This window comes from Staphylococcus sp. IVB6181 (assembly GCF_025561445.1).
GTDB classification, from domain to species: domain Bacteria; phylum Bacillota; class Bacilli; order Staphylococcales; family Staphylococcaceae; genus Staphylococcus; species Staphylococcus simulans_B.
The window spans coordinates 492,725-517,776 of record NZ_CP095096.1 but is presented as its reverse complement, the minus strand read 5'-3'; the positions used below and the strand labels follow the sequence as shown (position 1 = coordinate 517,776).

Sequence of the window (25,052 nt, the reverse complement as noted above, 5' to 3'; positions counted from 1 at the left end):
AACCCTCTCTTATAGTTCGATGTCGCGGTTCGCATCTTTAGAGTAGATATATGCGAATGGTTCTTCTAATCCGATCGCATAAGTTGCTTGTGGTGCATAAGCGCCCATGAAGATGTAGTCGCCTTTGTCTACTGGTTGCCAGTCATTGTCAAGGTTGTACATACCGCGGCCGCTTAATACGTAAGCACCGTGTTCTTGAACGTGTGTTTCGATATAACCATGTGAAGCACCTGGTTCGAACGCTAAGATATGAATGTTCATGTCATAAGCGATATCTTTTGGTAATAAGTCTTGTACTGTAACTTCTTTCATGCCTTCATATGGTTCTTTGGGTAAGTTGTTAACGTTGCCAGTTACTACTTCTGGTTTGTGGCCTTCAAGTGGTTGGTAACGTTTTTTGTATAAGAACACACGACTGTCTTCATTGTTGTTATTGTTTTCGAATTTCATCACTTGGTCAGCTGGTACATATAAGTAGCCGCCTTGTGATAATTCGTATTTTTCGTCTCCAGCGTAAGCATTGATGTTTCCGTATACAACATAGATAAATGTTTGGATACCGTCTCCGCCGAATCCTGCCATGTTGCCGCCTTGGTCTTTCAATGTAACTAAGTAGTCAACGAAACGTGCACCTAAACGAGGTGAACCTAAAATTGTAACGTCGCAGTCGTCAAAGTTAGGAACAACGTTGTTCACTAAGCCGTCTGGAGTAATTACTGCGTAATTATCTTTCTTGATCACTGCTCTTGTTTCTAATAAACCTTCTCTATAACCTTGATTATGATTTAAGTAACCCATTATTAAAATCTCCTTTTACATTAATTATTCTTTATAAGCTAATTCATATAAAACTTCTTTTAATACTTCGATTCCTTTAACTAAGTCTTAGATGTTTGTTTCTTCTTCAACGTTATGACTGATACCATTGATAGATGGCACAAATAACATTGCTGTCGGTACGAATTTCGCAAAGATTTGCGAATCGTGTCCAGCACCAGATGCCATCACTTTATATTGGTCTTTACCCACTACACTGTCAGCTGATTGCTCAATCTTATCGACTAAGTTTTCATCCATCAGTACAGGTGCTTCGTCCATCCATAAATCAATGTCGTATTCTAAACCTTCTTGTTCAGAAACAGATTGGATAGTTTGTGAAATTTCTTCTGCGAATTGATTCAAGACATCTTGATCAATGTGGCGTGTATCAATACTGAAGACAATTTCACCCGGCACAACGTTTACTGTGTTCGGTACAGGATCGACTCTACCGAAAGTCAGTACTAACGGATCGCCGATTTCTCTAGCACGTTGTGTCAATTTAGAAGCGATTTCGCTGAAGCCGACAACCGCGTCTTTTCTTAAGCCCATCGGTGTCGTACCTGCATGGTTGGCTTCGCCTTTAAGGGTAATTGTGTAACGTTTTTGTCCGACAATCCCGTTTACAACACCAATTGATTTGTTTTCAGTTTCAAGCACTTTCCCCTGCTCGATGTGAACTTCAACAAAGGCTTTGATGTCATCGTGGTTATTGTCTTGCTTTCTGTAATCGAAGCCTGAATCTCTCATCGCATCTTCAAAGCGTACGCCTTCAGCGTCCGCAATCTCTTCAACTTCTTTCTTGTCTACAAGGTTGAAGAAGTTTTTACTGCCCCAGAATGCGAATGGGAAACGGCTGCCTTCTTCTTCGGCTAGGCCTAGTACTTCAAGTGAACGAAGCGGCTGGCCGTATTCTTCTTTCAGTGCTTTCATAGCTGTTACAGCTGCTAAGATTCCATATTGACCATCTAAGTGACCGCCTTCAACAACGGTATCAATATGTGAACCCGAAACAATTGTTTCATCTGGATATTTGCTGCCTTCTAAACGACCTGTGATATTGCCGATGTCGTCGAATTTTGTTTCAAAACCAGATGATTCCAATGTTTCTTTTAAAGCGTGCACTGCTTGCTGCCATTCATTTGAATAAAGCAAGCGTGTAATTCCTCCGCCAATTAAACCGCCGTAAGCAGTAAATTGGTTGTCTAAAGCTTCAAAAGAGGAACGGATGTTCATATTCAACAACTCCTTTTCATCTCACTACCTATTATAAATGTTTACTTTTGTTACTACATCAACATTTCCTACAAGAAAACACGGCGTATTTATTCATTTTGTACAAATACGCGCAATAAAAGATTTGTGATAATTATTTTGGGTAAATATGGAATTTAAAAACAATGATGAATTAAAGGAGGCGCTCTTGTTGTCTGAAACGATTCAAATCACTACACCCGATCAATTCCAATTAAAACAATTGACGACACCAGCCAAAAATAAAGCAAAAGGCATTATCCTCTACTTTCACGGCGGCGGTTTGATTTTCGGCCAGCCTGATGATTTGCCGAAAAGCTATATCGATATCTTAACTGAAGACTATATCTTCATTTCTGCCGACTATCGGCTTGCGCCTGAAAGCAAGATTGATACGATTATTCAAGATGCATTAACACAATTCGATGCAGTTAAAGCAAACTATCCTGACATGCCGATATTTGTCTTCGGCCGTTCTGCAGGTGCATTTTTATCACTGATGATTGCATCCAAACGCGAAGTTCAAGGTATATTAGACTTTTACGGTTACAGCCGTTTCCATGTACCGCAGTTCTTGCGTCCGAATCCGCAATACAAAGCAATGTCTGCACAAATCACACCGCAATTATTGAATCAGATGATTCAAAGCGAACCGCTCACACAAGGTGATTTGCAGACACGTTATCTCATTTACCTTTATGCGCGCGGACAAAACCAATGGCTTGATCTGCTTGGCATCCAGCAATCTTCTGATGCTGCTTACAACATCATGCCTAAGACACTTAAAAGCTTTCCGCCGACATTTATTGTGCATGGCAAACAAGATCCAGATGTTCCTTTCAGCGAAGGGCAGCATTTAGATCGATTGATTCCGGATACAACGTTCATTGCTTTAGATAATAATGAACATGATTTTGACCGAGAAGTCTCTGACTTTAACCTAGATATCTATCAACAAGCTAAATCATTCTTAGACCAATTGGTTTAAGCAAAACAAAAAGACCTCCAGAGCAGGAGGTCTTTTGTTTTGCTTATATAATTGTCCTTAGATAAATTCACCGCGGAAGTCTTCTGAAACGCCATCTTCTAAGTTGTACGTTTCTTCACCGCGCAAGATTGTTCTCGCAACTTGTGCGTTGATTGTACGTCCGACATAAGGACTTAATTTATTACGGTATTCTAAATCATCTGCTTCTAACGTATATGCAGTTTCTGGTTGAATGAATACGAAGTCTGCATCTTTACCTACTGAGATACTGCCTTTGTTTTCTAAACCAAAGCGTTTAGCAGGTTCAGCCGCAATAATTTCCGCAAATCGTGATAATGGCATATTGCGTTTTTGAACACCTTCATCGAATAAAATGTCCACGTTGTTTTGGATACCAGCGATACCGCCCCATGCTTCAAATGCATTGTCAGTATCTTTTAAATCAGGTGTACATGGTAAGTGGTCTGAAGTTACGAAGTTGATATCGCCTTTAAGAACACGATCCCACATACCTTCTAAACGTGATTTTTCACGAATCGGCGGTGAACATTTTGCAACGGCACCGATATCATCTAATTCTTCTTTGTAGAAGTATAGATAGTGTGTACAAGTTTCGCAAGTAACGTCTACACCTTCTTGTTGTGCTTTGATGATTTCATTGACGCCTTCTTCGCATGCAACGTGTACGATGTGCAAGCGGCAGCCTGTTTCTTTCGCAAATAAGATTAATTTGCGGATTGGTTCAACTTCTGTGAAGACAGGTCTTGATTCAACGTATGCTGCCATTGAAGTTTCGCCGTTTTTATATGCAATTTCGCCTAAACGGTCAGTGATATCTGCGTTTTCTGCGTGTACAGATAAGATTTTGCCTGTTTTAGCGATTTGTTTCATACCTTCATAAAGTGAGTAATCGTCCACATTTTGGAAGTCGCCTTCGATAGAACGGTCACCGCAAGTTGCTAAGAATGCTTTGTATGCTACAACGCCTTCTTTGTCTAACTCTTGAATGCCGCCGTCTAAGTTATAAGGAACTAAACCGCCGTAGCTTGCAACATCTGCAGACAATTTGCCTTTACCAGCTTCGACTTTCTCGTCGAAAGATGCTTTATCTGTTGTTGCAGGCACTTGGTTTAAAGGCATTTCAACGATTGTTGTTACACCGCCTTTAGCAGCACCTTTCAATCCAGTTTCATAACCTTCCCAGCTGTCGCGGTAGCCGCCGCCTGGTTCAGTGATGTGTACGTGTGCATCAACCATACCTGGTGCTACGATTTGTCCTTTAGCATCGATTACTTTTTCTGCATCTCCTAAGTCATGTCCGATGCTTACAATTTTGCCGTCTTTGACAGCAACTTCTACTTCTTGTTCGCCTTCATCTAAAATGACACGGCCGTTTTTAATTAGTAAATCATATTTCATTGGCTTTCTCTCCTTTGTTTTTTCTAAATCTCTTCTCTAAAAGATATAAAATAATGTAAGAAACGCCTGCGATGATAAATCCGATAAACCATGAGAAGTCAGAAATGACTTGGAATTTCGGAATGAAACCTAACAGTGATACAACAACACCTAAGATTGTTGCCACATAGGCTGAAAAGTTGAATCTTAATCCATTATGATTCGGATCATTTAAATCAAAGTACAATCTATCAATGTCTACCTTGCATCTGTTGATTAAGTAGAAATGCACAATCAGCACACCAGAAACAGGTCCTAAGATTGCACCGATCATGTTTAAGAAAACGAAAATACTATCTTCATTTTCCATTAATTTCCATGGCATAATCAAAATACTGACTACAGAAGCTAAGATAACACCGCGACGGTAATTAATTCATTTCGGCATCAATACACTTAATTGATAAGCTGCCGGAATAATGTTGCTTGTCGCGTTAGTAGATATCGTTGTCATTAATAATACACCTGTTGCGATTAAAATCATCCAAACATTGTCCCAGTTATTAATAATCGTCAAGATATTCCATTCTTGGTGACCCAAGAAGATAGAACCGCCGATGATAATGAAGACACTGCTGAATGCAAACAGTAAGTGCGCAACAACAATACCTGAAACTTGTCCGATAATTTGTGAACGTGTTGAGACTGCTTTTTGTGTAAAGTCAGCAACACTTGAACCTGGTCCAGCCCATACACCCATCATTGAGTTGAAAATCAAAATGAATGATAGGATAGCCGGATAAATAATACCTGATGATTTCGTATGAATTTCATACGTCATGATGTTGTGCCATCCGCCGGCAACCACAAATCCCCAGATTGCCATTCCGCCGAATACAATGTAAATCAACGGGTTTAAGACGGCTGTAAATTTATTCAGCGTTTCTCCGCCGCCGATACCGATTGCGAAGTTGATCGCCCAGAATGCTAAGAATGCAATTAATCCAGGTATTGTAATACCTAAGATTGTTGTACCATTACCCAAATGCTCGAACCCCGGGAAGAATTTAATCAGCAAAATGAGTAAGGCTTGCGAACCTGCAAAGGTCTGCAGACCGAACCAGCCGATACCTGCAATTACACCACGTAAAACGCCTGGTAGTTTTGCCCCGATGTCTCCATACGTTTGACGTAATTGCATCGCAAATGGAATGCCGTATTTAGAACCTGCATATCCGTTTACAGCCAATAACGCTGCAATGATAAACGAACTGAAAATCAATGCGAAAATGACTTGCAACGGAGAAAGTCCTAAGAGTAAAAATCCGCCTACAGCAGTATAATTGGGAATATTATGCACAGCGCCCATCCAAAGCGTGAAAAAGTTGAATGTCGTGTTATTTCTTTGTTCGGATGTTTTAGGCATAACATCCTTGTTATAACCCCTGCGTTCAAAGAAAGCCGCATCAAACGTGCCGCTTTGCTTTTGCCCCTGTTTCGTCATTGCTATATCTCCTTTGAATTGGAATAAATAATGACTATACGTATAATCTTTAACTTAAATTTTACATTGGGCAGATTTGTTTTTCTTTGTGCAGAATGACAGTTATTTTTTTAAAAATTATCGATTTCGGACAAATAATAGTATTCGTGTTAGAATTTATTTCAGAAAAAGAGAAATAAGGAAGGTGATAACATGCCGACATTACAAAATATTTTAGCAGCACCGAGGTTTGCCGGATTGGAACTTATCAATCAAAACGGTGATTTGCAAAGAGAGGTAAAACACTTGGATATCACAGAAAATGTGGATATCAAAGACTATACAGCTGAGCAATCTTTTATCCTCACAACCGGACTCTTGTTTCAAGAGGATCAGCAAGGGCTTAAAAAGATGATTAAAGAACTCGATGACATCAATACAGCTGGTTTAGGCATCAAAACATCACGCTACTTGAAACAAATCGATCAAGACGTGATTGATTATGCTAACCAATTAGAATTTCCGCTGATTGAAATCTCTGAAGAATGGAATTTAGGCGAAATCACAAGACAGGTTTCAACCTACATCTCTGATGAGAAAACAGCTAAACTCAACTATGCCTTGAATATTCAACAAGAACTCAACGATATGCTGATTAAAGGGTTCGGCGTTGAAACGATGATTGAAAGAATGAGCCGTATTTTAGGTGTACCGGTCCTGCTGTTCAATCCATTTTGTATGATTGATTCGCAAAGTTGGCATTATCAGCAAGATAATATCTTGCGACAAGCACACATTAAATACTTCTTAGAGTATTTGCGTGCCGAAAATAAAAATACGATTACACGCAACCAAACAAAGTTCACAAATGATATCGCAATCTTTAAAGTTCAAGCTTATGCCTACTTCCCATATTATTTAATGGTGGCAGATATTAATAAGCTTTCTTACCCATTCAGTTTATTAACGATAGAACAGATTGTAACAACACTCAGCTTTGCGATTTATAAAAATAAAAAGATTGAAGAGGCTGAACATCTAGACATCAACCGCTTCTTCGAATCTCTCATCACCAATGGTTCTGACGAGTCGTTATCTGTACATAATCATCCTATCTTATTTAAACAATACGGCATTTACCCTTCTGATTATTATCAGGTAATTATATGTGCCATCGATCCGACGGACAATTTAGAAAACAGCCAATACGTTGAAGAGCGCTATCAATTCGTCTATGCCTGGCTGCAGCACAAACTGACAGATCTTGATACACGTATCAGTGTCTACAGCCTGCCAAGCAACCGCAGATTCGCAATCTTATTACAATCACAACACGAATATTACTTAAACTATCTCAAACATATCCAAAAAGAATACCATGAATTCTTCGACAGCAGTATCTCATTCGGTATCGGCAATAAAGTCACAGAGTTTACGCAATTATCTACTTCCTTTATGGAAGCGAATGAAGCTTACGAAGGCGGCTTAGATAAAATGCGCAAAGAATTCATGAACTTCTATCAATCGAAAAGCATGAAAGAACTGCTTCAATTGATACCGCCAAGCAAATTAAAGCCTTTCATCCAGCATACATTAGGAGATCTCAGTTATCCTAAAACGAAAAAGGATGAAGAGTTGAAAGATACATTAAGAATCTATATGGACTATCAATGCGATATTACCAAGACGGCTAAGAAAATGTATATTCATAGAAATACGGTGAAATACCGTATTAAAAACTGCGAAGAAATTTTAGGATGCAGCGTTGAAGAACCATTCAACTCCTTAAATATCCGCTTAGCACTCTTTGCTTCAGAAGAAATTACGTTTGATGATTAAGAAAAAATCAAATAAAGCATTATTAAGATATATCGCACGCAATGATGTGCTAAAATAAGATAAATCAAGCATCCAATAAACAGGGGGAAGACGCATGAATATAGATACAGTCATGTCTCATTTAGATACTTTTAACAATTACGGTTTTAATACTGAAACCGGCGGTACCAACCGTATTGCCTTTCGCCACGCAGAACGTTTAGCCGCATTGAAATTTTCAATGTTATGCCGAGAAGCTGGTTTAGAAGTCCGCTTCGACTACTTCGGCAATGTCATCGCAAGAAGACCAGGCAAATACAATGATTTACCGCCGGTTATGATCGGTTCTCACATCGATACAGTTAAAGACGGCGGCCGCTACGACGGCTTATTAGGTGTCGTCGCAGCACTTCAACTCATGATGCACTTGAACGAACATCAAATCGAAACCGATCACCCGATTGAAATCGTCGCATTTACTGCAGAAGAATCTGCACGTTTTAATACTGCGACACTCGGCAGTAAATATATGATCGGCGACTTATCGCAAGAAGCCATGAAAAATATTACCGACAATGAAGGCAAAACACTTTTCCATTTAGTCGATACATTAAAACAAAGCATGCCTTCAGATAAAGATATTTACGGTAAAGGCGACATTAAAGCCTTCTTAGAATTGCATATCGAACAAGGTCCTATCTTGCAAAACAAACATAAAGATATCGGGATTGTGACACATATTGCTGCGCCCCACCGTTTCAAAGTTCAGCTGACAGGTGAAACCAGCCATTCAGGTTCAACACCGATGCCGATGCGTTATGATGCATTGACAGCTGCTTCAGAAATCATTTTGAAAGTCGAAGCCATTGCTCAGCACTATCATAAAGCAGGTGTCGTTGCGACAGTCGGCCATCTGAATGCTTTCCCTAACATCATGAATGCCATTCCAGGAGAAGTCACATTGCTGATTGATATCAGAGGCAAAGAATTAGAATCTCGCGAACAAGTCGTCACAGAAGTAGAACAAGCAATTACAGCAATCACACAAAACAGACAAATTCATGCTGAAGTCACTGACTTAGGTCAAGAAGTACCGGTCAACTTAGACAGAGATATCTCAAAAATCACCAAAAATGTCTGCGACCGCTTAGGCTACAGCTACCGCTTTATGTTCAGCGGTGCCGGTCATGACTCCATGAACATGGCATTAATCTGTCCAACAAGTATGATTTTCATTCCTTGTAAAGACGGTATCAGCCACTCGCCTAAAGAATCGGTAGAACCAGAAGAAATCGAAAAAGGGATTCAAACATTGATTGAAACAGTGATTGAAGTTGCGAAAACTGAGGTTAAATTCTAGCCAATAATTCAATAGTTTCATAAATATAAATGGGAAAGGTTCAATAAGAGCCTTTCCCTTTTTACATATTAACCATGATTTAATTACTGCGCAGCGATTTCAATACAATAATGCGTTTCGCCGCAGTGAGGACAAGTTAATCTGCGTGTTTTAAACGTATGATTGGCAAAAATCATGTGACTTAATTTAGGTTTGAAGACCGTTTGGCAATTAGGGCAAACATAATTGACGTTTTTGTAGTAATACGCTGTGAAGCCTGCCGCAAATAACATTCTGAATGGAATTGCTCGTGCCCATACCTTCCAATCTTTTTGAGTGAGTGCGCGTACTAAAATACTGACTTGATATCCTCCAACCGCAATACCTGCGATTAACATATTGCGGCGTATTTTACTCATTTGATCCATCCGCTCTGATATTACTTCGAATTGCTGCGCATTATCTAAGATACTTGGGTCATTTCCCCCTACCAATTCATCTAATTTTTGAAGTCGGTCTAATTGCTGTTTTGTTTGTGCTAAAGCATGCTTTAATTCTGTTTCCTTCTTTTTCAGCAATACTTTTAATGTCGCGGTATCTTCTGCTTCATTCAGAATATGATGAATTTCTTGCAGCGATACACCCATGCTTTTTAATAAGACTATGCTTTCTAACTGTGTTTTATCTGTTTCACTGTATATTCTGCGCTGATGTTCCACACGACTTGGTCGAAGCAATCCTTTTTGATCATAATACTGTACTGTTCTGACTGATACGTCGCACGCTTTTGCGAGTTCGCCTGTTGAATATTCCATAATTCAACGCCTCCGCTTCTATGATTATTATGTGATTCATCCTGTCTCCAATGTACGCTATGACGCAACGTGACATGCAAGTACTTTATTAAAAATAATTACATATTTAAGACTGCCGACCGTCTTGTAACGCTTGTAGTTGCACAATTTGCGCCTTTACAGATTTTTAAACTTATATATTAGGTTTTATCTTTCATCTTCTATAGTATAATGCTACACTTTAACATATACATAATAGAAAAAGAGTGATAAATAAAGTAAACAAGGATGGTCCATATTATGAAAATATTGATTACCGGCGGAGCTGGTTTTATTGGTTCGCATATTGCTGAAAAGTTTAATAATGAAGGCGGAGAGGTTTTTATTGTCGATAATCTATCTACCGGCAAAAGAGAAAATGTGTCATTTATCGATGATGACCATTTCTATCAAAATGATGTGAAAGACTTTGAATTATTATCTGAACTAGTAAAGGTGCATCAATTCGATTATGTCTTTCATCTAGCTGCTATGGTCAGTGTAGTTGAAACTGTAGAAAAACCTGTAGCATCAAACGGAGATAATATCGATTCAACGATTCACTTATTAGAAGCCAATCGTGAACATAACTCGAATTTGAAAAAATTCTTATTCGCATCTTCAGCTGCTATTTACGGCGACTTGCCTGATTTGCCGAAATCAACGGATTCTAAAATCAATCCTTTGTCACCTTATGCAGTACAAAAATTTGCAAGTGAACAATACACAAAAATCTATCATACCCTTTATGGATTGCCTACAGTATCATTACGTTTCTTCAACGTATACGGTCCTAGACAAAATCCAGAGTCAGACTATTCAGGTGTACTTTCCATCTTGAATCAGAAATTCTTAAATAAAGCGCCTTTTACTTTCTTCGGAGACGGTAAACAAACACGCGACTTTATTTATATCAAAGATTTGCTTCAAGCAATTTGGTTAGTCATTAATGATGAACAAACCAATGGCAAAATTTATAATGCAGGTACTGGCGATCAAACTGAATTAAGAACAGTCTTCAATGCTTTCGCAGAATACTTCGGTTATGAAGTACCTTATTCATTTGAAGATGCACGTAAAGGCGATATCAAATATTCCTACTCTGATGTATCTCCATTAAAAGCATTAGGCTATCAACCAAACTACCCTATTAACAAAGGTATCGCAGCTTACTTGGACTACAACGAACAATAAATAGTCAAAATAGAAATATAGAAAATAACAGTTAAATAAGCAAAAAAAATTCCCAAGCGGCAATCGTTCGCTTGGGAATTTCAGCATTTCAATTCATTAGGGTACTAATAAGAAATCAACTTCTGTTACGTATCATAGCACACCTCCCTGCTTAGTTATATGTGCACTTTGTACAAATATTTTAAAATTTCTGTCTGTTCTTTGTGTTATTTTAACAATAGATTGGGCTAAACACATATATATACACGAGTACAATGAACTTGTAATGTGACAATTTAAAGGGAGTTGTTCATTATGGGGGATCAAGTGAAAGACCCAAGATATGGTAAACCGTTTATCGGTCGTTCTGCCGCTGTCGCAAGTCCGAATGATATTGCGACAATTGTAGGACATAATATCTCGCTTAAAGGCGGGAATGCTATCGATACGATGGTCGCAGTCAATGCGGCACTGAGTGTTGTCTTTCCGCATATGACAGGTATCGGCGGAGATAGTTTCTGGTTGATTTACGACGCAGAAACGAAGCAGCAATACGTGTTGAATGCGACAGGACACAGCGGGCAGCATGTCCAAGCTGAACTCTTTAAAGATAAAAATGAAATTCCAAACCGCGGTGCACGTGCAGCTATTACAGTACCTGGTGCAGTCGACGGTTGGTACAAAGCGCATAAACACTTTGGCAAATTACCTTTTAAAGATTGTTTAGCACCGGCCATCTATTATGCACGCGAAGGTTTTCCAGTAAGTACTTCGTTAGCGTGCTTTTCTGAATCCAAACTCAACACATTGCGCTCTTTCGAAGAAACAGCGAAAACTTTCTTAAAAGATGGCGTAGCGCCATATAGAATCGGCCAAATCATGAGAAATGAAAATATTGCTGATTTATTATCTGAAATTGCAGAACATGGCAGAGATGCATTTTATAAAGGGGAAATTCCTAAACGCATCGCACAATCCATTCAAGCTCATGGCGGTTACCTTACTGCTCAGGATTTTGAGAACTATGAAGCTGAATGGACACGTCCGATTTCTGTTCAATACAGAGACTATATCATTTCTTCACCACCGCCTAACTCAGAAGGCATTGCGACCTTGCAAGTGTTAGGTATGTTAAATAAATTCTCACCTGAAAAGCTGCATCGCTCTCACGATGCCTTCATCGATATCTTCACCAGAGCGACTGAGCTGGCATTTATCGACCGCAACCACTATGTTTCAGATCCGGACTTCTATGAAGTGCCGACAGAAACATTACTCCAAGAAGATTATTTATATAATCGTGCCGAAAACATCTTTTACAATTATCCGGAAACACCTGAAACATATATTAACGCAGACGGCGATACAACTTTCAGTTGTGCGTGTGATGAAGTAGGCAACGTTGTCGGTGTCATCCAAAGTGTTTATTGGGAATGGGGCTCTGCTTTCGTTCCGGATGACATGGGCTTTGTGATGCAGAACAGAGGTACTTCATTCTCATTAGATCCGGATGTACGCAACTTCTTAGAACCTAACAAACGACCGGCACACACATTAACGTGCACAATGGTTTCAAGAAACAATCGACCGGAAATCATTTTAGGTTCTATGGGCGGAGATGGCCAACCGCAAACACAAGCGATGCTGGTCTCACGCATTGTTGATCAAAAATATAATGTACAAAACGCAATCGATCGTCCAAGATGGCTGCTGGGCAGAACATGGGGCGAGAAATCCAACGGATTGCGTGTAGAAGACCGCTTCGGCAGCGATATTATTGAAAAGCTTGAGAAAAAAGGACACCGACATGTCTCCTTTATTCATCCTTACAGTGACCTTGTCGGCCACTCTCAGGCAATTCAAATCTTCAAAGACCATGTCGAAGCAGCCGCAGACCCTCGTGCATTAGGCTTAGCTTTAGGTTATTAACAGTCATGAGAAAAATTTTGAAAAGGAGTTTTTATGAATGACACAATTTAATCAAAACAGACCAGAACCAATCAGAGGCAATAAAGGCGCAACAGACAATGGACCTAGAAATATTGAAAGAGATTTACAGAACCCAGATATGATTGTACCTCCAGAAACAGACGGCGGTACGTTAGACAATATGAAATTCTCTTTCTCTGACGTTCACGTTCGATTAGAAGAAGGCGGTTGGTCTCGAGAAGTCACTAAACGCGAATTACCGATTTCTGAACCGATTGCTTCTGTTAATATGCGCTTAACACCAGGCGGTGTACGTGAACTGCATTGGCACAAAGAAGCAGAATGGGCCATTGTATTAAATGGCGCAGTCCGCGTCACATCAGTCGACCAAGACGGCAAAGTATGGATCGACATTGTACGTAAAAATGAATTATGGTACTTCCCTGCAGGTATCCCGCATTCATTAAAAGGTATGGAAGACGGCGCAGAATTCTTGCTTGTCTTTGATGATGGCGGCTTCTCAGAAAACAGTACTTTCTCTATTACAGACTGGTTCTCATCTACACCAAATGATGTTTTAGCGAAAAACTTCGGTGTACCGCCAGAATCATTTGAAGGTTTCCCTAAAGGTGAAACGTATATTTATCAAGGCGAACAACCTTCTAAAGAAGAAGAAGAAAATATCTTAAAAGCAGTTGAACAAGTACCTAACCCATTTACGTTCAAACTTAAAGATGAAGTAGAACCTATCCAAACAAGCGGCGGTCAAGTATGGATTGCGGATTCTAACAACTTCAAAGCTTCAACAACTGTGACAGGTGCTTTAGTCGAGGTAGAACCAGGCGGCATGCGTGAAATGCATTGGCATCCTAACGCATCTGAATGGCAATATTATATTCAAGGCCAAGCACGTATGACAGTCTTCGCCGCTGAAAGCCACGCACGTACATTCAACTATAGAGCTGGAGACGTTGGTTATGTACCATTTGCGATGGGACACTATGTTGAGAATATCGGTGATGAACCTTTAGTATTCCTAGAAATGTTCAAGAGCGACCACTTCGCAGACATTTCATTAAATCAATGGATGGCAAATACACCGAAAGATTTACTCAAAGAACATCTTACGCTGGATGATGACTTTATCAACAATCATTTATCACATGATAAACATCCAAACGTTAAACATGACGAACAATAAAGAATAAGCGTACCATCAATCAGTACACTCATAGTAAAGGCAGAGCACACGCTCTGCCTTTTTAATACATATGAATGAGAAACCTTATTATTGTTTACCGTAGGTTTTGACTAAACGACTCATTAATTCTGATGCTGACTCATCTTCACTGACTTTGAATAATTCGTCTGGTCTTAAGTTAGGATCTTTGCCATTATGATCCTTCGGCGCAAAACCTGAAGATAATGTCACTTGTTGGCCTGAATCAAATTGGCATTCATAGACTTTCCCATCGTCTGTAAATAAGTATTTTGTGACGGGTTGGGTTAAATCAGCAACATTGCGATACCCTTCAACATTAGATAAATCTTTCGCATTTTCATCAAAACCTGTAACACCTTTATTCGAATGATACATTACCACACCGACTAAATTATGACGTTCGAAGGCTTTAGGTCCCGGATCATTTTGATTGCTGACTTGCACCTCGCCTTTAGGTGTCATCGCATACCAGTCTCCTGTTGTAATTTCTCCCGCACCGAAGTAGCGGTTAGAAGCAGCTAACCCTTCTTGTTTGGCACGCTGATCTGCCCATTTCATGACTTCTGCCTTCATATTTTTCATATCTTTTTCAGATAATTTTTCTTTATTGATTTTGATAGCTTTAGAAGTTGAGGCAGCTTGAGTTTGCTCGGTCTGTGCTTTAGCATCACTTGTCTTTTTCTCTTGTTGGCCGCTGCACCCAGTTAAAACCAAACTTAAACTTGCGACTGCTGTTGTATATGTTAAAAATTTCTTCATTTTGTTGCCTCCTATGTATAAAGGTAGAGGACTCGTATATATACACGAGTCCATACCTTAGTTCAATTGCCTATGTGTGCCTATTTAGTTGTGCTTATTTTTTGGCAGTTTTTGAAATACCGAATTGGTCAATCAATTTAACTGTTCTTGGTTCACCTTTGCTGATGTCGCCGCGTAATTGATAGATTTTCACAATCAATTTGTCGCCTTTCACTTCATAAACTGAGAAGTTTTGTGCTGAAGAGTCACGGTTGTTCTCATGGCTTGTGTTGAACGCATCTGTTTTTTGAGGTTGTTCACCTACTGCGAATAAGTTGTTGTACTCTTGGCGTTGCGCTTCTGTTAACCAGCTTAATTTCGGACGGATTTTCTTGATGTGGTCTAATGATTTGCTGTAGATATCATCATATGCTTTTGTACCGCCTGTGTTCGGCAATACATACACAGAACCTTTTGGATTATCGTAATATGTCACACCATCTTCACCTTTAACTTGTTTAGCGTCTTCGATTTTAGCGTTGACGAAACTGTTATTTGTAGAAGTATGTTGAAGCATCTTAGTTCTTGCTAATACATGGTCATGACCTTGTAATACTAAGTCTACATCTAAATCATCGATTTCTTTCGTTAATTCAGCACGTAATTTCTTAATGTCTTCATCTTCTAAAGAGTGGTAAGACTTAGAGTACATTGGTTTATGCAAGTTCAAGATTACCCATTTAGAACCATTTTCGCGGGCTTTTTTGATATCTTGTTTAATCCATTCCATTTGTTTTTTACCGATTGCTTTACCTTCAGGGTTGTCTTCGCCTTTTTTATTGTCGTTAGTATTTGCGACTACCATGTGCGCACCATTGTAATCGAATGAGTAGTATGAACCACCATTCACCGCATTGTTTTCTTTTGGTACGTTAACGTGACGGTTGAAACGGTCTAATAACTTTTTATCTTTTTCATCGAATGCATATTCATCATGGTTGCCGGCAGCTGCTGCTAATGGTAATGACATGAATGATGGACGAGATTGATCGTAGATATCATTCCACTCATCTTCGACTTGCGAGTTTTCTACGAAGTCCCCTGTATGCAATGCAAAGTTAGGGTTGCCTGCAGTTTTGATTGCCTCTGCGATTGTGTTCGCACCGAATTTTGCTTCGTTGCGTACATGTTCGTTCCAGTAAGCATTTTGTGTATCCGTATATTGTACGAATTTGAATGGATCGCCAGCATTACCAGATGTTCTGAAAGTACCCACTTGGCTTTGTTTGCCTTTTTTGCTTCCTACTTTGTAGTAGTATGTTGTATTAGGTTTTAAACCTGTTGCTTGTGCTTTGTAGTTGTATTCTTTGACGTTTGTTAAAGAAGCTTTACCGTGCTGGTCGCCGCTTGTCCATTCTGGACCGCCGGCACCTTTATCAGTGTAGTAGCCTTTGACTTTTGGTTTGCCGTTTTCATCTTTAACTGTTTTGCCGTTATCATCTTTTTCAACATCTGCGAAAATGAAGTGGCCGGATTGGTCTCTTTCTATGTATTGAGAATCCACTTGTTCAGCTTTTGCTGTGAAAGTTTTAGCATCTTTCATATTTTTAGAAGTTGATACCCATACTTGTGCATCTTCTGCTTTATCAGTAGTGAACCAGTTAAAGCCCATTTGTGTTTTAGTGTCACCATTAAAGTTAGTAATAATACGGTTCGGGCTGTTTTTCTTAGGAACTGGTGCAACTTTTGGTTTTTCTTTTAATAATTTAATACCGTTTTGTTGTTGAGCTTGAGGTTGTTGCTGCTGTTGCGCTTGTGGTGCTGCTTTACCGCTCGCATCTGCACTATTAGCTGTCCCAGTTGCTAATAAAAGCATTAAACTTGCCATACTTCCTGCTACAATTTTAGTCATCTTGATATTTTTCAATGCGCTACCTCCAAAATAGGTTGTTATTTAAAGGAAGTTCTAAAATTTTTTCATAAAATTAATAGACACCCTGACATCAGCCGTCAACTGGCTCTCACTTCCTCTCAATTCAAATTGTAGCAACTCATCGTTAAGCTATTATTAAGATGGTGTTTGAATTGTAAATTTTATTTAAGCAAAATGATAATAAATAAGAAGTCGAACTATGCCCGCTGATACTGTATAGAAAATAATCATGTTTCTATGAAATAATTGCAACCGTTTACATACAATTTTATGTAGTAATATCGCTATCAATATATCGAACCCATAAAAAAAGCACTCGCTTTCTAAAGCGAGTACTGATTTACGTTCTATTGTGTTTTAAAATCATGTAGCTTACCATTTTTAATGGTCGTACTTACATTCATTTCATTATCTAATACTACGATATCCGCATCTTTTTCTTTTTGAATACTGCCTTTTTGCTGATCAATACCTAAGGCGATGGCTTGGTTTAAACTTGCAACACGCCACATCTCTTCTAAAGATGCACCTGTAAAGTTGAGCATATTGCGTAAACCGTCATTCATTTTTAAAATACTTCCGGCTAAAGCACCTGAAGCTAAGCGTGCCTCGGAACCTTTCACAATGACATTTTGTCCGCCTAAATCATATTCTCCGTCACTCATGCCTTTTGCGCGCATTGCATCAGTAATTAAATAGAAGCGCTGATTTCCTTTCATCGTATAGGCAATTTTGACAGCGGCTGGATGCGAATGTATACCATCTGCGATAAGTTCTGTATGAATACCGTCATTCGTCCATGCTGCACCGAATAAACCTGGATGGCGATGCTCAAACGGTGTACCTGCATTATAAAGATGTGTCGCATGTTTTGCGCCATGTTCCACCGCTTCATTCACTTCATCGAATGTCGCTACAGTATGTCCCATAGAAAAGATAATTTCATCTGATAACTTTTCTAATACTGCTTGTGCACCTTCCACTTCTGCTGCGAAAGTAATAATTTTAATATTGCCCTCTGCAGTATGTTGGAAATGTTCAATCGCTTCTACTGAAGGACGTTGTACATACTTAGGATTTTGAGCTCCTACTTTATGTTCTGAGATAAACGGCCCTTCTAAATGCACACCTGCAATTTCAGCCGCTTCTTCTTTATTCTGGCTGCTTTTATATTTCACAATATTAGTTAAAGCACGATCAATATTTTCTTTAGATTGTGTCATTGTAGTTGCTAAGTAAGAAGTTGTGCCTTCAGATAATAAAGACTCAGATAAATGTTTCAAACCATCATAAGATGCATCCATAGCATCTTCTCCGTAACCGCCATGAATATGAATATCAATGAATCCCGGCAAAACATGTCTGCCTGACGCATCCACAACTTCTAAATTGCCCTTATATTCACCTTGACCGACTTCTGAAATCTTTCCTTCAGAAATCTTGACATAACCAGGATCTAAGACACCTTCTTCTGTATAAACCTTACCGTTTGCTATTACATATTCAACCATGTTTTATCCCTCTTTTATCATAATAGATATCATCAATATTTTATCACAAACCTCACCCTGTAATTTGAAAATTAATTTCAAAACGCAATAAAAAAACAGAAGTCCCAAAAAGACCTCTGTGCTTTACTACTGCTATAACTGTCTTGATTATAAGAAGAAATGTTGAAAGGCAGTTAAAATTGACATAAAACCAATGATGACCCCTGCTATTAATTTCAAATCACTTTTCAAACCATCTATTTTTCTATCAATCTTTTCATCTAATTTGTCATACTTTTTATCTATCTTTTCATCGAGGTGCTTGATTTCTCCTTTTAGTTCTTTGAAGTTCTCATCTATTTTTTCGAATTTTTTATTAAATATATCATGGTCATTGTTTTGTTTTTCAATTAACCAGTCAATTCTTTCTGTCACAACCTGAATTTTGTTGTACTTTTGGTTCTCTTCCAGACGTTCTATTCTAATGGCAAGTTCAGAGATTTGCGGCTTTTGTCGATTGATTTGGTGTGATGCACTCATGTTGTTTCCTTCTTTCTCATTGATATCATTTGTTTATTAACCAAAAATCATACGTTGGATCACTGTCAATATAGTCATGAAGCCTGTTATCAGCCCAACCGTTAGTTTTAAATCATCTCTCATTTCTTTTCTTAAACCGCTTATCTTTTCATCTGTCTTTTCAAATCTATTATCTATCTTCTCAAATCTTTTATCTATTTTCTCAAATCTTTTATCTATTTTCTCAAATCTTTTATCTATTTTCTCAAAACCTATAACCATGTCTTGTCTTAGGTTGTTGATCTTTTCGTCTGACTTCTCGAATCTATTATCTATCTTTTCATCGAGGCGCTTGATTTCCCCTCTTACTTCTTTGAAGTTCTCATCTATTTTTTCGAACTTTTTATTAAATGTGTCATGGTCATTGTTTTGTCTCTCAATGAGCCAGTCAATGCGTTCTGTCACAACTTGAAGGTTGTTGTACTTTTGGTTCTCTTCCAGACGTTCTATTCTTGTGGCGAGTTCAGAAATTTGCGGTTTTTGTCGATTGATTTGGTGTGATGCACTCATGTTGTTTCCTTCTTTCTTCTATAATTTTTGTGAAGTACCTGTAAATTTAGGATTTGAGTTAATCGCTATGAAGGTTTCACGCATTCAATATTCAATTTGAGAATGAAATTACGCTGTATCTTATTCATAAGCTATTAACCGCCTTTCGCCATTTTCCATTTATAATATGTTTGGATATTTATTAAAATTATTATACTATAGATGGCCGAAGAGAGCTATCACTTTTAGTTTACTTTTTAAGTGAATTTAAGGATGCAGAAGATGGTTTCAAGGTAAGGTGTATACAAACCATGAGACTGTCCGGTTTGATAGATATAACCTTGTATTGCATCGACTTCTAAAGGTCTGCCGGCAAGAATATCGTAATACATACTCGTTCCCATATCTTCAGGGTAGCCTGTATATATTTTCATAATATCTTCTACTATTGTTTCAGGCAGATTTACCTCATGTGCCGCTGCGATACGCTGTCCTTCTTCAAGCAGATTACGGCATAAATTGCGTGCTTCTGGCGATTTTAATATGGCTACAGGATGTCTGCTTACTGCTGTGATGGAATTAATCCCTAAATTAACAAGAAGTTTATACCAAATATATTCTTCTATGTCTTCTTTGAGCTGCAGTTCTAAATTTGTTGTCTGCAATTCTTCTTTTAACCATTCTGTTGTATCATCTTGTTGAAGCTGGAGGATACGATCACGATAATGTATCACTTTTGAATCTTGTTTTTGACCGCTGATATAAACAACAGCTTGATAAACATGCGGATGTTCTATTTTATCAATTTGACCATGTCCGTTCTGCGCTAAAATAATAATTGTTTCATCATCAATCACATGTTCCATCTGCAAAATAACTTGATCTAACTGCGGTGTTTTGACCGCAATAAACAAAACATCCAAATGTCCTTCAAAGTGTGTGATGGGTGTATAATGCAGCACAGCAGTATCATGAGTATCCCTTTGTTGATAAGAGACACTGCCTTCTTGTTTTCCGAATAAGTGTACGTGTGCAAGATCGAATGACTGCATCAGCTCATAAGCAATCGTAGTACCGACAGCACCAGGTCCGATAACACCGAAATGTAAATCCACTCAAACCACCTCTAATTTTCAATTAATGTGTTATTCTAATATTACATTAAATAAAGGAATTGGTGTTATGAAACATTTAAACAATTTATTTGAAATGAAAAGCAACAAAGAGAAAATTTCAATGGTTACTGCGTATGATTATCCAAGTGCCAAACAAGTTGAAGCAGCTGGTATTGATACAATTTTAGTCGGTGACTCGCTTGGTATGACTGTTCTTGGATATGAGAGCATAGTACAAGTGACACTTTCTGATATGATTCATCATGCTAAAGCCGTTCGCCGCGGTGCACCAGACACATTTATCGTAGTAGATCTGCCTATCGGCGCAGTCGGTATTAATGATGAGAGCGACTTGAAAAATGCGTTGAAATTGTATCAAGCAACTGATGCGAATGCTTTAAAAGCAGAAGGTGCACATTTAATCAGCTTTATTACAAAAGCGCGTGCAATGGGCATCCCTGTAGTTTCGCATTTAGGACTGACGCCGCAAAGTGTCGGTGTAATGGGGTATAAAATGCAAGGTGCGACCAAAGAAGATGCATTACAGTTATTAAATGATGCACAGGCTGTGAAAGAAGCGGGTGCAGTGATATTAGTACTAGAAGCCGTTCCAAGCGATTTAGCAGCCCTTATTTCAGAACGTTTAACGATTCCAGTCATCGGTATCGGCGCAGGCAAAGCCACTGACGGACAAGTACTGGTCTATCATGACATGCTGAATTATGGTCAGGATCATCATGCTAAATTCGTTAAACAATATGGTGATTTCTCACAAGGTGTTTCAGCTTTAAAACACTATCATGAAGAAGTACGTGCTGGACAATTCCCTTCTGATGCCCATACGTATAAGAAACAAATACTGGGGGAATTAGAGTAATGGTACAAGTTATTACCTCTATCTCAGAGATGCAGCAGCTGGCTCAATCATTCAAGCGCCAAGGCAAAACAATCGGCTTTATTCCGACAATGGGTGCGTTGCATGACGGCCACTTGACTATGATGACACGTTCAACTAAAGAAAATGATGTTACGGTCGCGAGTGTGTTTGTTAATCCGCTTCAATTCGCACCTGATGAAGATTATGACGCCTATCCTAGACAAATTGAACAAGATACTGAATCGGCACAATCTGCTGGTGTGGATTATATCTTTCACCCCAGTGCAGAAGCTATGTATCCAGATGAAATCGGTATTGCCCTTAAAGTCGGGCGTCTTGCTGAAGTGTTAGAAGGTGCACAGCGTCCGATTCACTTCAATGGTGTAGCCACTGTTGTCAATAAACTCTTTAATATCGTTCAGCCTGACCGTGCTTATTTCGGACAAAAAGATGCGCAGCAATTAGCTATTGTAGAAAAAATGGTGAAAGACTTTAATCACCCGATTGAAATTGTGGGACAAGCGATTGTACGTGAAGCAGACGGTCTTGCAAAGAGTTCTCGCAATGTATATTTAACTGAACAAGAACGCGAAGAAGCTCCTGCTCTGCAAGAGAGCCTGCAGCTGGCAAAACAATACTATCTAAACGGCGAAAGAGACAGTAAAGTCATTATCGACCGCATCACAGATTATTTACAGCAACATACAAGCGGCCATATTGATGAAGTGGCTGTATACAGCTATCCAGAGCTGGTCGAGCAGTCGCACATTGAAGGCCGATTTTTCATTTCGCTCGCAGTTAAATTTTCTAAAGCACGCTTGATCGATAATATTATTCTTGGAGATGACCAATAAAATGATAAGAACTATGATGAACGCTAAAATTCACCGTGCACGTGTGACAGAATCGAATTTGAATTACGTAGGGAGTATTACGATTGATGAGGCAATATTAGAAGCGGTAGATATTTTACCGAATGAGAAAGTTGCGATTGTAAACAATAATAATGGTGCACGCTTTGAAACTTACGTAATTAAAGGTGAAAGAGGCAGCGGAAAAATCTGTTTAAACGGTGCTGCTTCACGTTTAGTTGAAGTCGATGACATCGTCATTATTATGACATATGCACAACTGAATGAAGAAGAACTCAAACACCACACTCCTAAAGTTGCTGTAATGAATGCACATAATGAAATTGTTGAAATGATTCATGAAAAAGAAAACTCTATCGTATTGTAATCACAATAAATTGGTTTTATTTGTCATCTTTTTTCACTGATTCTATAAAGCCAGTCCCTGTCATCCCCTGAATTCCTGGTATAGACTTGGTCTGCTATTGCTTTTTCTATCAAAGTGATTTATGATGATTTTGTAATGAAAAGAAATTAGTAATTTCAAGAATGAAAATTACAGTCCAATACGTTAACGCCTCGCTACACGAATTGTTAAAGTATTGATGTTTGATGCTTTCTTATTCTACTAAGAATTGAATAATACAATAAGTCCACTGGAAGTGCCTGTTCCTACAGGCTGAGATCCTCGTGTTTGATGAGGAAATTCTTGGAACCTGATCCAGTTCATACTGGCGTAGGAAAGTGGCGTATTGCACTTTTTAATGCGCTGTTTTCCTGTACGGAAATAGCGCTTTTTTATTTGTTTTATTTCCAGTAGAGACTTTTCAAAGGGTGAAGGCAATGTGGGTTGCGATTTCTAAACAAACAATAACCCCTGAATTAATAAAACAGTACGCGGCGATTGAACCTATAATAGATCAATTAATTTTACGTACGCGTCCAAAAGAACAAGTGAAAGCAATAGAAGCATTACTCAAAAATGATTTCCCGAAAGATAAAATAACAGTACATTCAGACAGTGAAGTTTTAAATCGATTCAACTTAACGCATATTCACTTTAAAGAAATGGATGAACGTGCCTTTCACTTGAAACAAACACATCCAGATTTATGTGTCAGCATGTCTACACATAGTCAAGCAAGTGCACAAGCAGCAAAACGCCATCATTTAGATTATGTCTTGTTCGGACATTTATTCAAAACAGCATCTAAACCTGGTCTGCCGCCGCGCGCACAAGAAGAAATCGATTCAGTTTTAACCGCAGATATTCCAGTGATTGCGTTAGGCGGTATCAACTTCGATACTTTATCTGAAGTACCACAAGGCTTCTCAGGTATCGCAGCAATTTCACTCTTCGCACATCACGATTTACACACACTAAGTTCATTAAAGGAAGGTGAATAACTATGTATGATGCAGCAATTATCGGTGCTGGTGTAATGGGTATGTCCATTGCACGTCATTTAAAAGACAGCGGTCTGAGTATTGCATTAATAGATAGAGATATTGAAGGCAAACATGCGTCTTATAAAGCCGGAGGCATGTTAGGGGCACAAAATGAATTTACCGAAGACAGTCCCCTGTTTCGTCTAGCACTGGCATCACGTTCAAAATTCGATGCTTTAAGCAAAGCTTTATTGGCTGAAACAGGTATCGATATCCAGTACCAGCAAAACGGTTTAATCAAATTAGCCGCTTCTAAAGCAGATATCCCATCACTTCAACAACAATATGCATTCTTGAACGACAATGATCCGGATGTCCGTACACTAACAGAAGCAGACTTAAATCAATTAACGCATGGTTTAGTCAAAGGTACAGAAGCAATGATGTTTGTGCCGCATGACCATCAAATTAATGCGAATCATTATACGAAAGCACTGCATGCCTCATTGAAGGATGAGCCGAACATCGACCGCTTCACCAACACCAATGTCACTGCCATCCACCGTGTCGGCGACGGTTATGAAATCGAAGCAGAACGTAATGGCCGCCGCACCATTACACGCGCCTATAAAATTATCGAAACAGCAGGTGCATGGGCCGGCAATGTTACAGAACAGCCTGACATTCAAGCAACTGTCAGCGGTGTTAAAGGCGAAGTCTTATTAGTCGAAAATGAAAATTTAGATTTAAAACAAACTTTGTTTATGACCAACGGCTGTTATATCGTACCGAAACCGCCCCACCGTTTCCTAATCGGTGCCACAAGCTACTTCGACGATTATTCTGTCGGTGTATCTGACCAAGGCAAAACATGGCTGTTGAATCAAGCTGTAGAACGTGTTCCAAAACTTAAACACAGCAAAGCACTCAAACATTGGTCAGGTGTCAGACCGTGGACAGAAGGAGAACAGCCGATTATGGATGAAGTCCAAGACAACTTATGGATTATCACCGGCCATTACCGCAACGGTATTTTATTATCACCGATTATCGGAGAACTGATGGCAGAGTGGATTATCACAGATACTTGTCCAAAAGCTTTAGAACCATTTCATAAAAACAGGAGGGAACATTATGAAGTGCATCATTAATGGCGACCCTTTCACATTTGACGAAGCTTTAAGCATTCAAAGTATTTTAGAACAGCTTGAACTTGATCCGAAACGTGTGATTGCGGAGCATAACCAAAACTTAATACAACGTGATGACTTTGCGCATCAAATAGTGCGCGAAGATGATCGTTTAGAATTATTAGAATTTGTTGGAGGCGGATAA

At 38.9% G+C, this 25,052-nt stretch carries 21 protein-coding genes, 2 pseudogenes and 1 riboswitch; of the genes and pseudogenes, 12 read left to right on the top strand and 11 right to left on the bottom strand.

The genetic code is table 11. From position 1 onward, the window contains the following. Positions 1–9 precede the first annotated feature (9 nt). The gene (gene allE, locus MUA90_RS02220) at positions 10–798 is read right to left on the bottom strand and encodes a (S)-ureidoglycine aminohydrolase (protein WP_105994681.1); all 789 of its coding nucleotides are present in this window, start codon (positions 796–798) and stop codon (positions 10–12) included. A gap of 24 nt (positions 799–822) precedes the next feature. After that, positions 823–2,055 (bottom strand): annotated as a pseudogene (gene allC / locus MUA90_RS02215) (allantoate deiminase). A gap of 190 nt (positions 2,056–2,245) precedes the next feature. Between allC and MUA90_RS02210 the strand changes: the two are divergent. After that, a complete protein-coding gene (locus MUA90_RS02210) occupies positions 2,246–3,061 on the top strand; it encodes an alpha/beta hydrolase (RefSeq protein WP_262588058.1) in 816 nt (271 codons plus the stop codon). Between the two features lie 57 nt (positions 3,062–3,118). On the opposite strand, the gene allB is transcribed toward MUA90_RS02210, so the two are convergent. Together allB and MUA90_RS02200 are read right to left on the bottom strand one after the other, a co-directional pair. After that, positions 3,119–4,480, bottom strand: a complete 1,362-nt coding sequence (gene allB, locus MUA90_RS02205) for an allantoinase AllB (RefSeq protein ID WP_262588056.1) — start codon at positions 4,478–4,480, stop codon at positions 3,119–3,121. Beyond that, positions 4,470–5,963 (bottom strand): annotated as a pseudogene (locus MUA90_RS02200) (putative allantoin permease). The gene allB and the pseudogene MUA90_RS02200 overlap by 11 nt, the downstream one beginning before the upstream one ends. Positions 5,964–6,155: 192 nt before the next feature. Between MUA90_RS02200 and MUA90_RS02195 the strand changes: the two are divergent. Further along, positions 6,156–7,781: a PucR family transcriptional regulator gene (locus MUA90_RS02195; protein WP_262588054.1), complete on the top strand. Its 1,626-nt coding sequence runs from the start codon at positions 6,156–6,158 to the stop codon at positions 7,779–7,781. Between the two features lie 94 nt (positions 7,782–7,875). Further along, entirely contained in the window at positions 7,876–9,120 is a 1,245-nt protein-coding gene (locus MUA90_RS02190; RefSeq protein ID WP_262588052.1) for a M20 family metallo-hydrolase, read from the top strand. Between the two features lie 83 nt (positions 9,121–9,203). Here the strand turns inward: MUA90_RS02190 and MUA90_RS02185 are convergent, their stop codons facing one another. Beyond that, the gene (locus MUA90_RS02185) at positions 9,204–9,914 is read right to left on the bottom strand and encodes a MerR family transcriptional regulator (protein WP_262588051.1); all 711 of its coding nucleotides are present in this window, start codon (positions 9,912–9,914) and stop codon (positions 9,204–9,206) included. 279 nt (positions 9,915–10,193) lie between these two features. On the opposite strand from MUA90_RS02185, the gene MUA90_RS02180 reads away from it, so the two are divergent. The 3 genes from MUA90_RS02180 (at position 10,194) to MUA90_RS02170 (ending at position 14,235) form a co-directional block, all read left to right on the top strand. Next, the gene (locus tag MUA90_RS02180) at positions 10,194–11,126 is read left to right on the top strand and encodes an NAD-dependent epimerase/dehydratase family protein (RefSeq protein WP_262588049.1); all 933 of its coding nucleotides are present in this window, start codon (positions 10,194–10,196) and stop codon (positions 11,124–11,126) included. Between the two features lie 294 nt (positions 11,127–11,420). Continuing rightward, positions 11,421–13,034 (top strand): gamma-glutamyltransferase, encoded by a 1,614-nt coding sequence (ggt, locus tag MUA90_RS02175; protein ID WP_262588047.1) that lies wholly within the window; start codon positions 11,421–11,423, stop codon positions 13,032–13,034. A gap of 37 nt (positions 13,035–13,071) precedes the next feature. After that, positions 13,072–14,235, top strand: coding sequence for a cupin domain-containing protein (locus tag MUA90_RS02170; RefSeq protein ID WP_262588045.1), 1,164 nt, complete (start codon positions 13,072–13,074; stop codon positions 14,233–14,235). Between the two features lie 87 nt (positions 14,236–14,322). On the opposite strand, the gene MUA90_RS02165 is transcribed toward MUA90_RS02170, so the two are convergent. The 6 genes from MUA90_RS02165 to MUA90_RS02140 form a co-directional block, all read right to left on the bottom strand. After that, a complete protein-coding gene (locus MUA90_RS02165) occupies positions 14,323–15,015 on the bottom strand; it encodes a hypothetical protein (RefSeq protein ID WP_262588043.1) in 693 nt (230 codons plus the stop codon). Between the two features lie 94 nt (positions 15,016–15,109). Beyond that, positions 15,110–16,906, bottom strand: coding sequence for a purple acid phosphatase family protein (locus MUA90_RS02160; protein ID WP_262588789.1), 1,797 nt, complete (start codon positions 16,904–16,906; stop codon positions 15,110–15,112). A 368-nt stretch (positions 16,907–17,274) separates the two neighbouring features. Next, positions 17,275–18,438, bottom strand: coding sequence for an N-acetylglucosamine-6-phosphate deacetylase (nagA, locus tag MUA90_RS02155; RefSeq protein WP_262588041.1), 1,164 nt, complete (start codon positions 18,436–18,438; stop codon positions 17,275–17,277). A 147-nt stretch (positions 18,439–18,585) separates the two neighbouring features. Next, positions 18,586–18,957, bottom strand: a complete 372-nt coding sequence (locus tag MUA90_RS02150; RefSeq protein ID WP_262588039.1) for a coiled-coil domain-containing protein — start codon at positions 18,955–18,957, stop codon at positions 18,586–18,588. A gap of 36 nt (positions 18,958–18,993) precedes the next feature. Further along, complete coding sequence (locus MUA90_RS02145) at positions 18,994–19,506, bottom strand: hypothetical protein (protein ID WP_262588037.1); 513 nt, start codon at positions 19,504–19,506, stop codon at positions 18,994–18,996. A gap of 236 nt (positions 19,507–19,742) precedes the next feature. Beyond that, positions 19,743–20,600, bottom strand: coding sequence for an oxidoreductase (locus tag MUA90_RS02140; RefSeq protein ID WP_262588035.1), 858 nt, complete (start codon positions 20,598–20,600; stop codon positions 19,743–19,745). A 67-nt stretch (positions 20,601–20,667) separates the two neighbouring features. Between MUA90_RS02140 and panB the strand changes: the two genes are divergently transcribed. The 6 genes from panB to thiS all read left to right on the top strand — a co-directional run bounded on the left by panB (position 20,668) and on the right by thiS (position 25,052). Beyond that, positions 20,668–21,477: a 3-methyl-2-oxobutanoate hydroxymethyltransferase gene (gene panB / locus MUA90_RS02135; protein WP_262588033.1), complete on the top strand. Its 810-nt coding sequence runs from the start codon at positions 20,668–20,670 to the stop codon at positions 21,475–21,477. Continuing rightward, positions 21,477–22,331: a pantoate--beta-alanine ligase gene (gene panC / locus MUA90_RS02130; RefSeq protein ID WP_262588031.1), complete on the top strand. Its 855-nt coding sequence runs from the start codon at positions 21,477–21,479 to the stop codon at positions 22,329–22,331. The genes panB and panC overlap by 1 nt, the downstream gene beginning before the upstream one ends. A gap of 1 nt (position 22,332) precedes the next feature. Beyond that, on the top strand, positions 22,333–22,716 hold the full coding sequence (gene panD, locus MUA90_RS02125) for an aspartate 1-decarboxylase (protein ID WP_105994179.1): 384 nt from the start codon (positions 22,333–22,335) through the stop codon (positions 22,714–22,716). A 260-nt stretch (positions 22,717–22,976) separates the two neighbouring features. Beyond that, positions 22,977–23,088: riboswitch (TPP riboswitch) on the top strand. Between the two features lie 83 nt (positions 23,089–23,171). Beyond that, positions 23,172–23,735, top strand: coding sequence for a thiamine phosphate synthase (locus MUA90_RS02120; protein WP_262588029.1), 564 nt, complete (start codon positions 23,172–23,174; stop codon positions 23,733–23,735). A 2-nt stretch (positions 23,736–23,737) separates the two neighbouring features. Further along, positions 23,738–24,868, top strand: a complete 1,131-nt coding sequence (locus MUA90_RS02115) for an NAD(P)/FAD-dependent oxidoreductase (protein ID WP_262588027.1) — start codon at positions 23,738–23,740, stop codon at positions 24,866–24,868. Then, the gene (gene thiS / locus MUA90_RS02110; RefSeq protein WP_262588025.1) at positions 24,852–25,052 is read left to right on the top strand and encodes a sulfur carrier protein ThiS; all 201 of its coding nucleotides are present in this window, start codon (positions 24,852–24,854) and stop codon (positions 25,050–25,052) included. Before MUA90_RS02115 ends, thiS begins: the two co-directional genes overlap by 17 nt.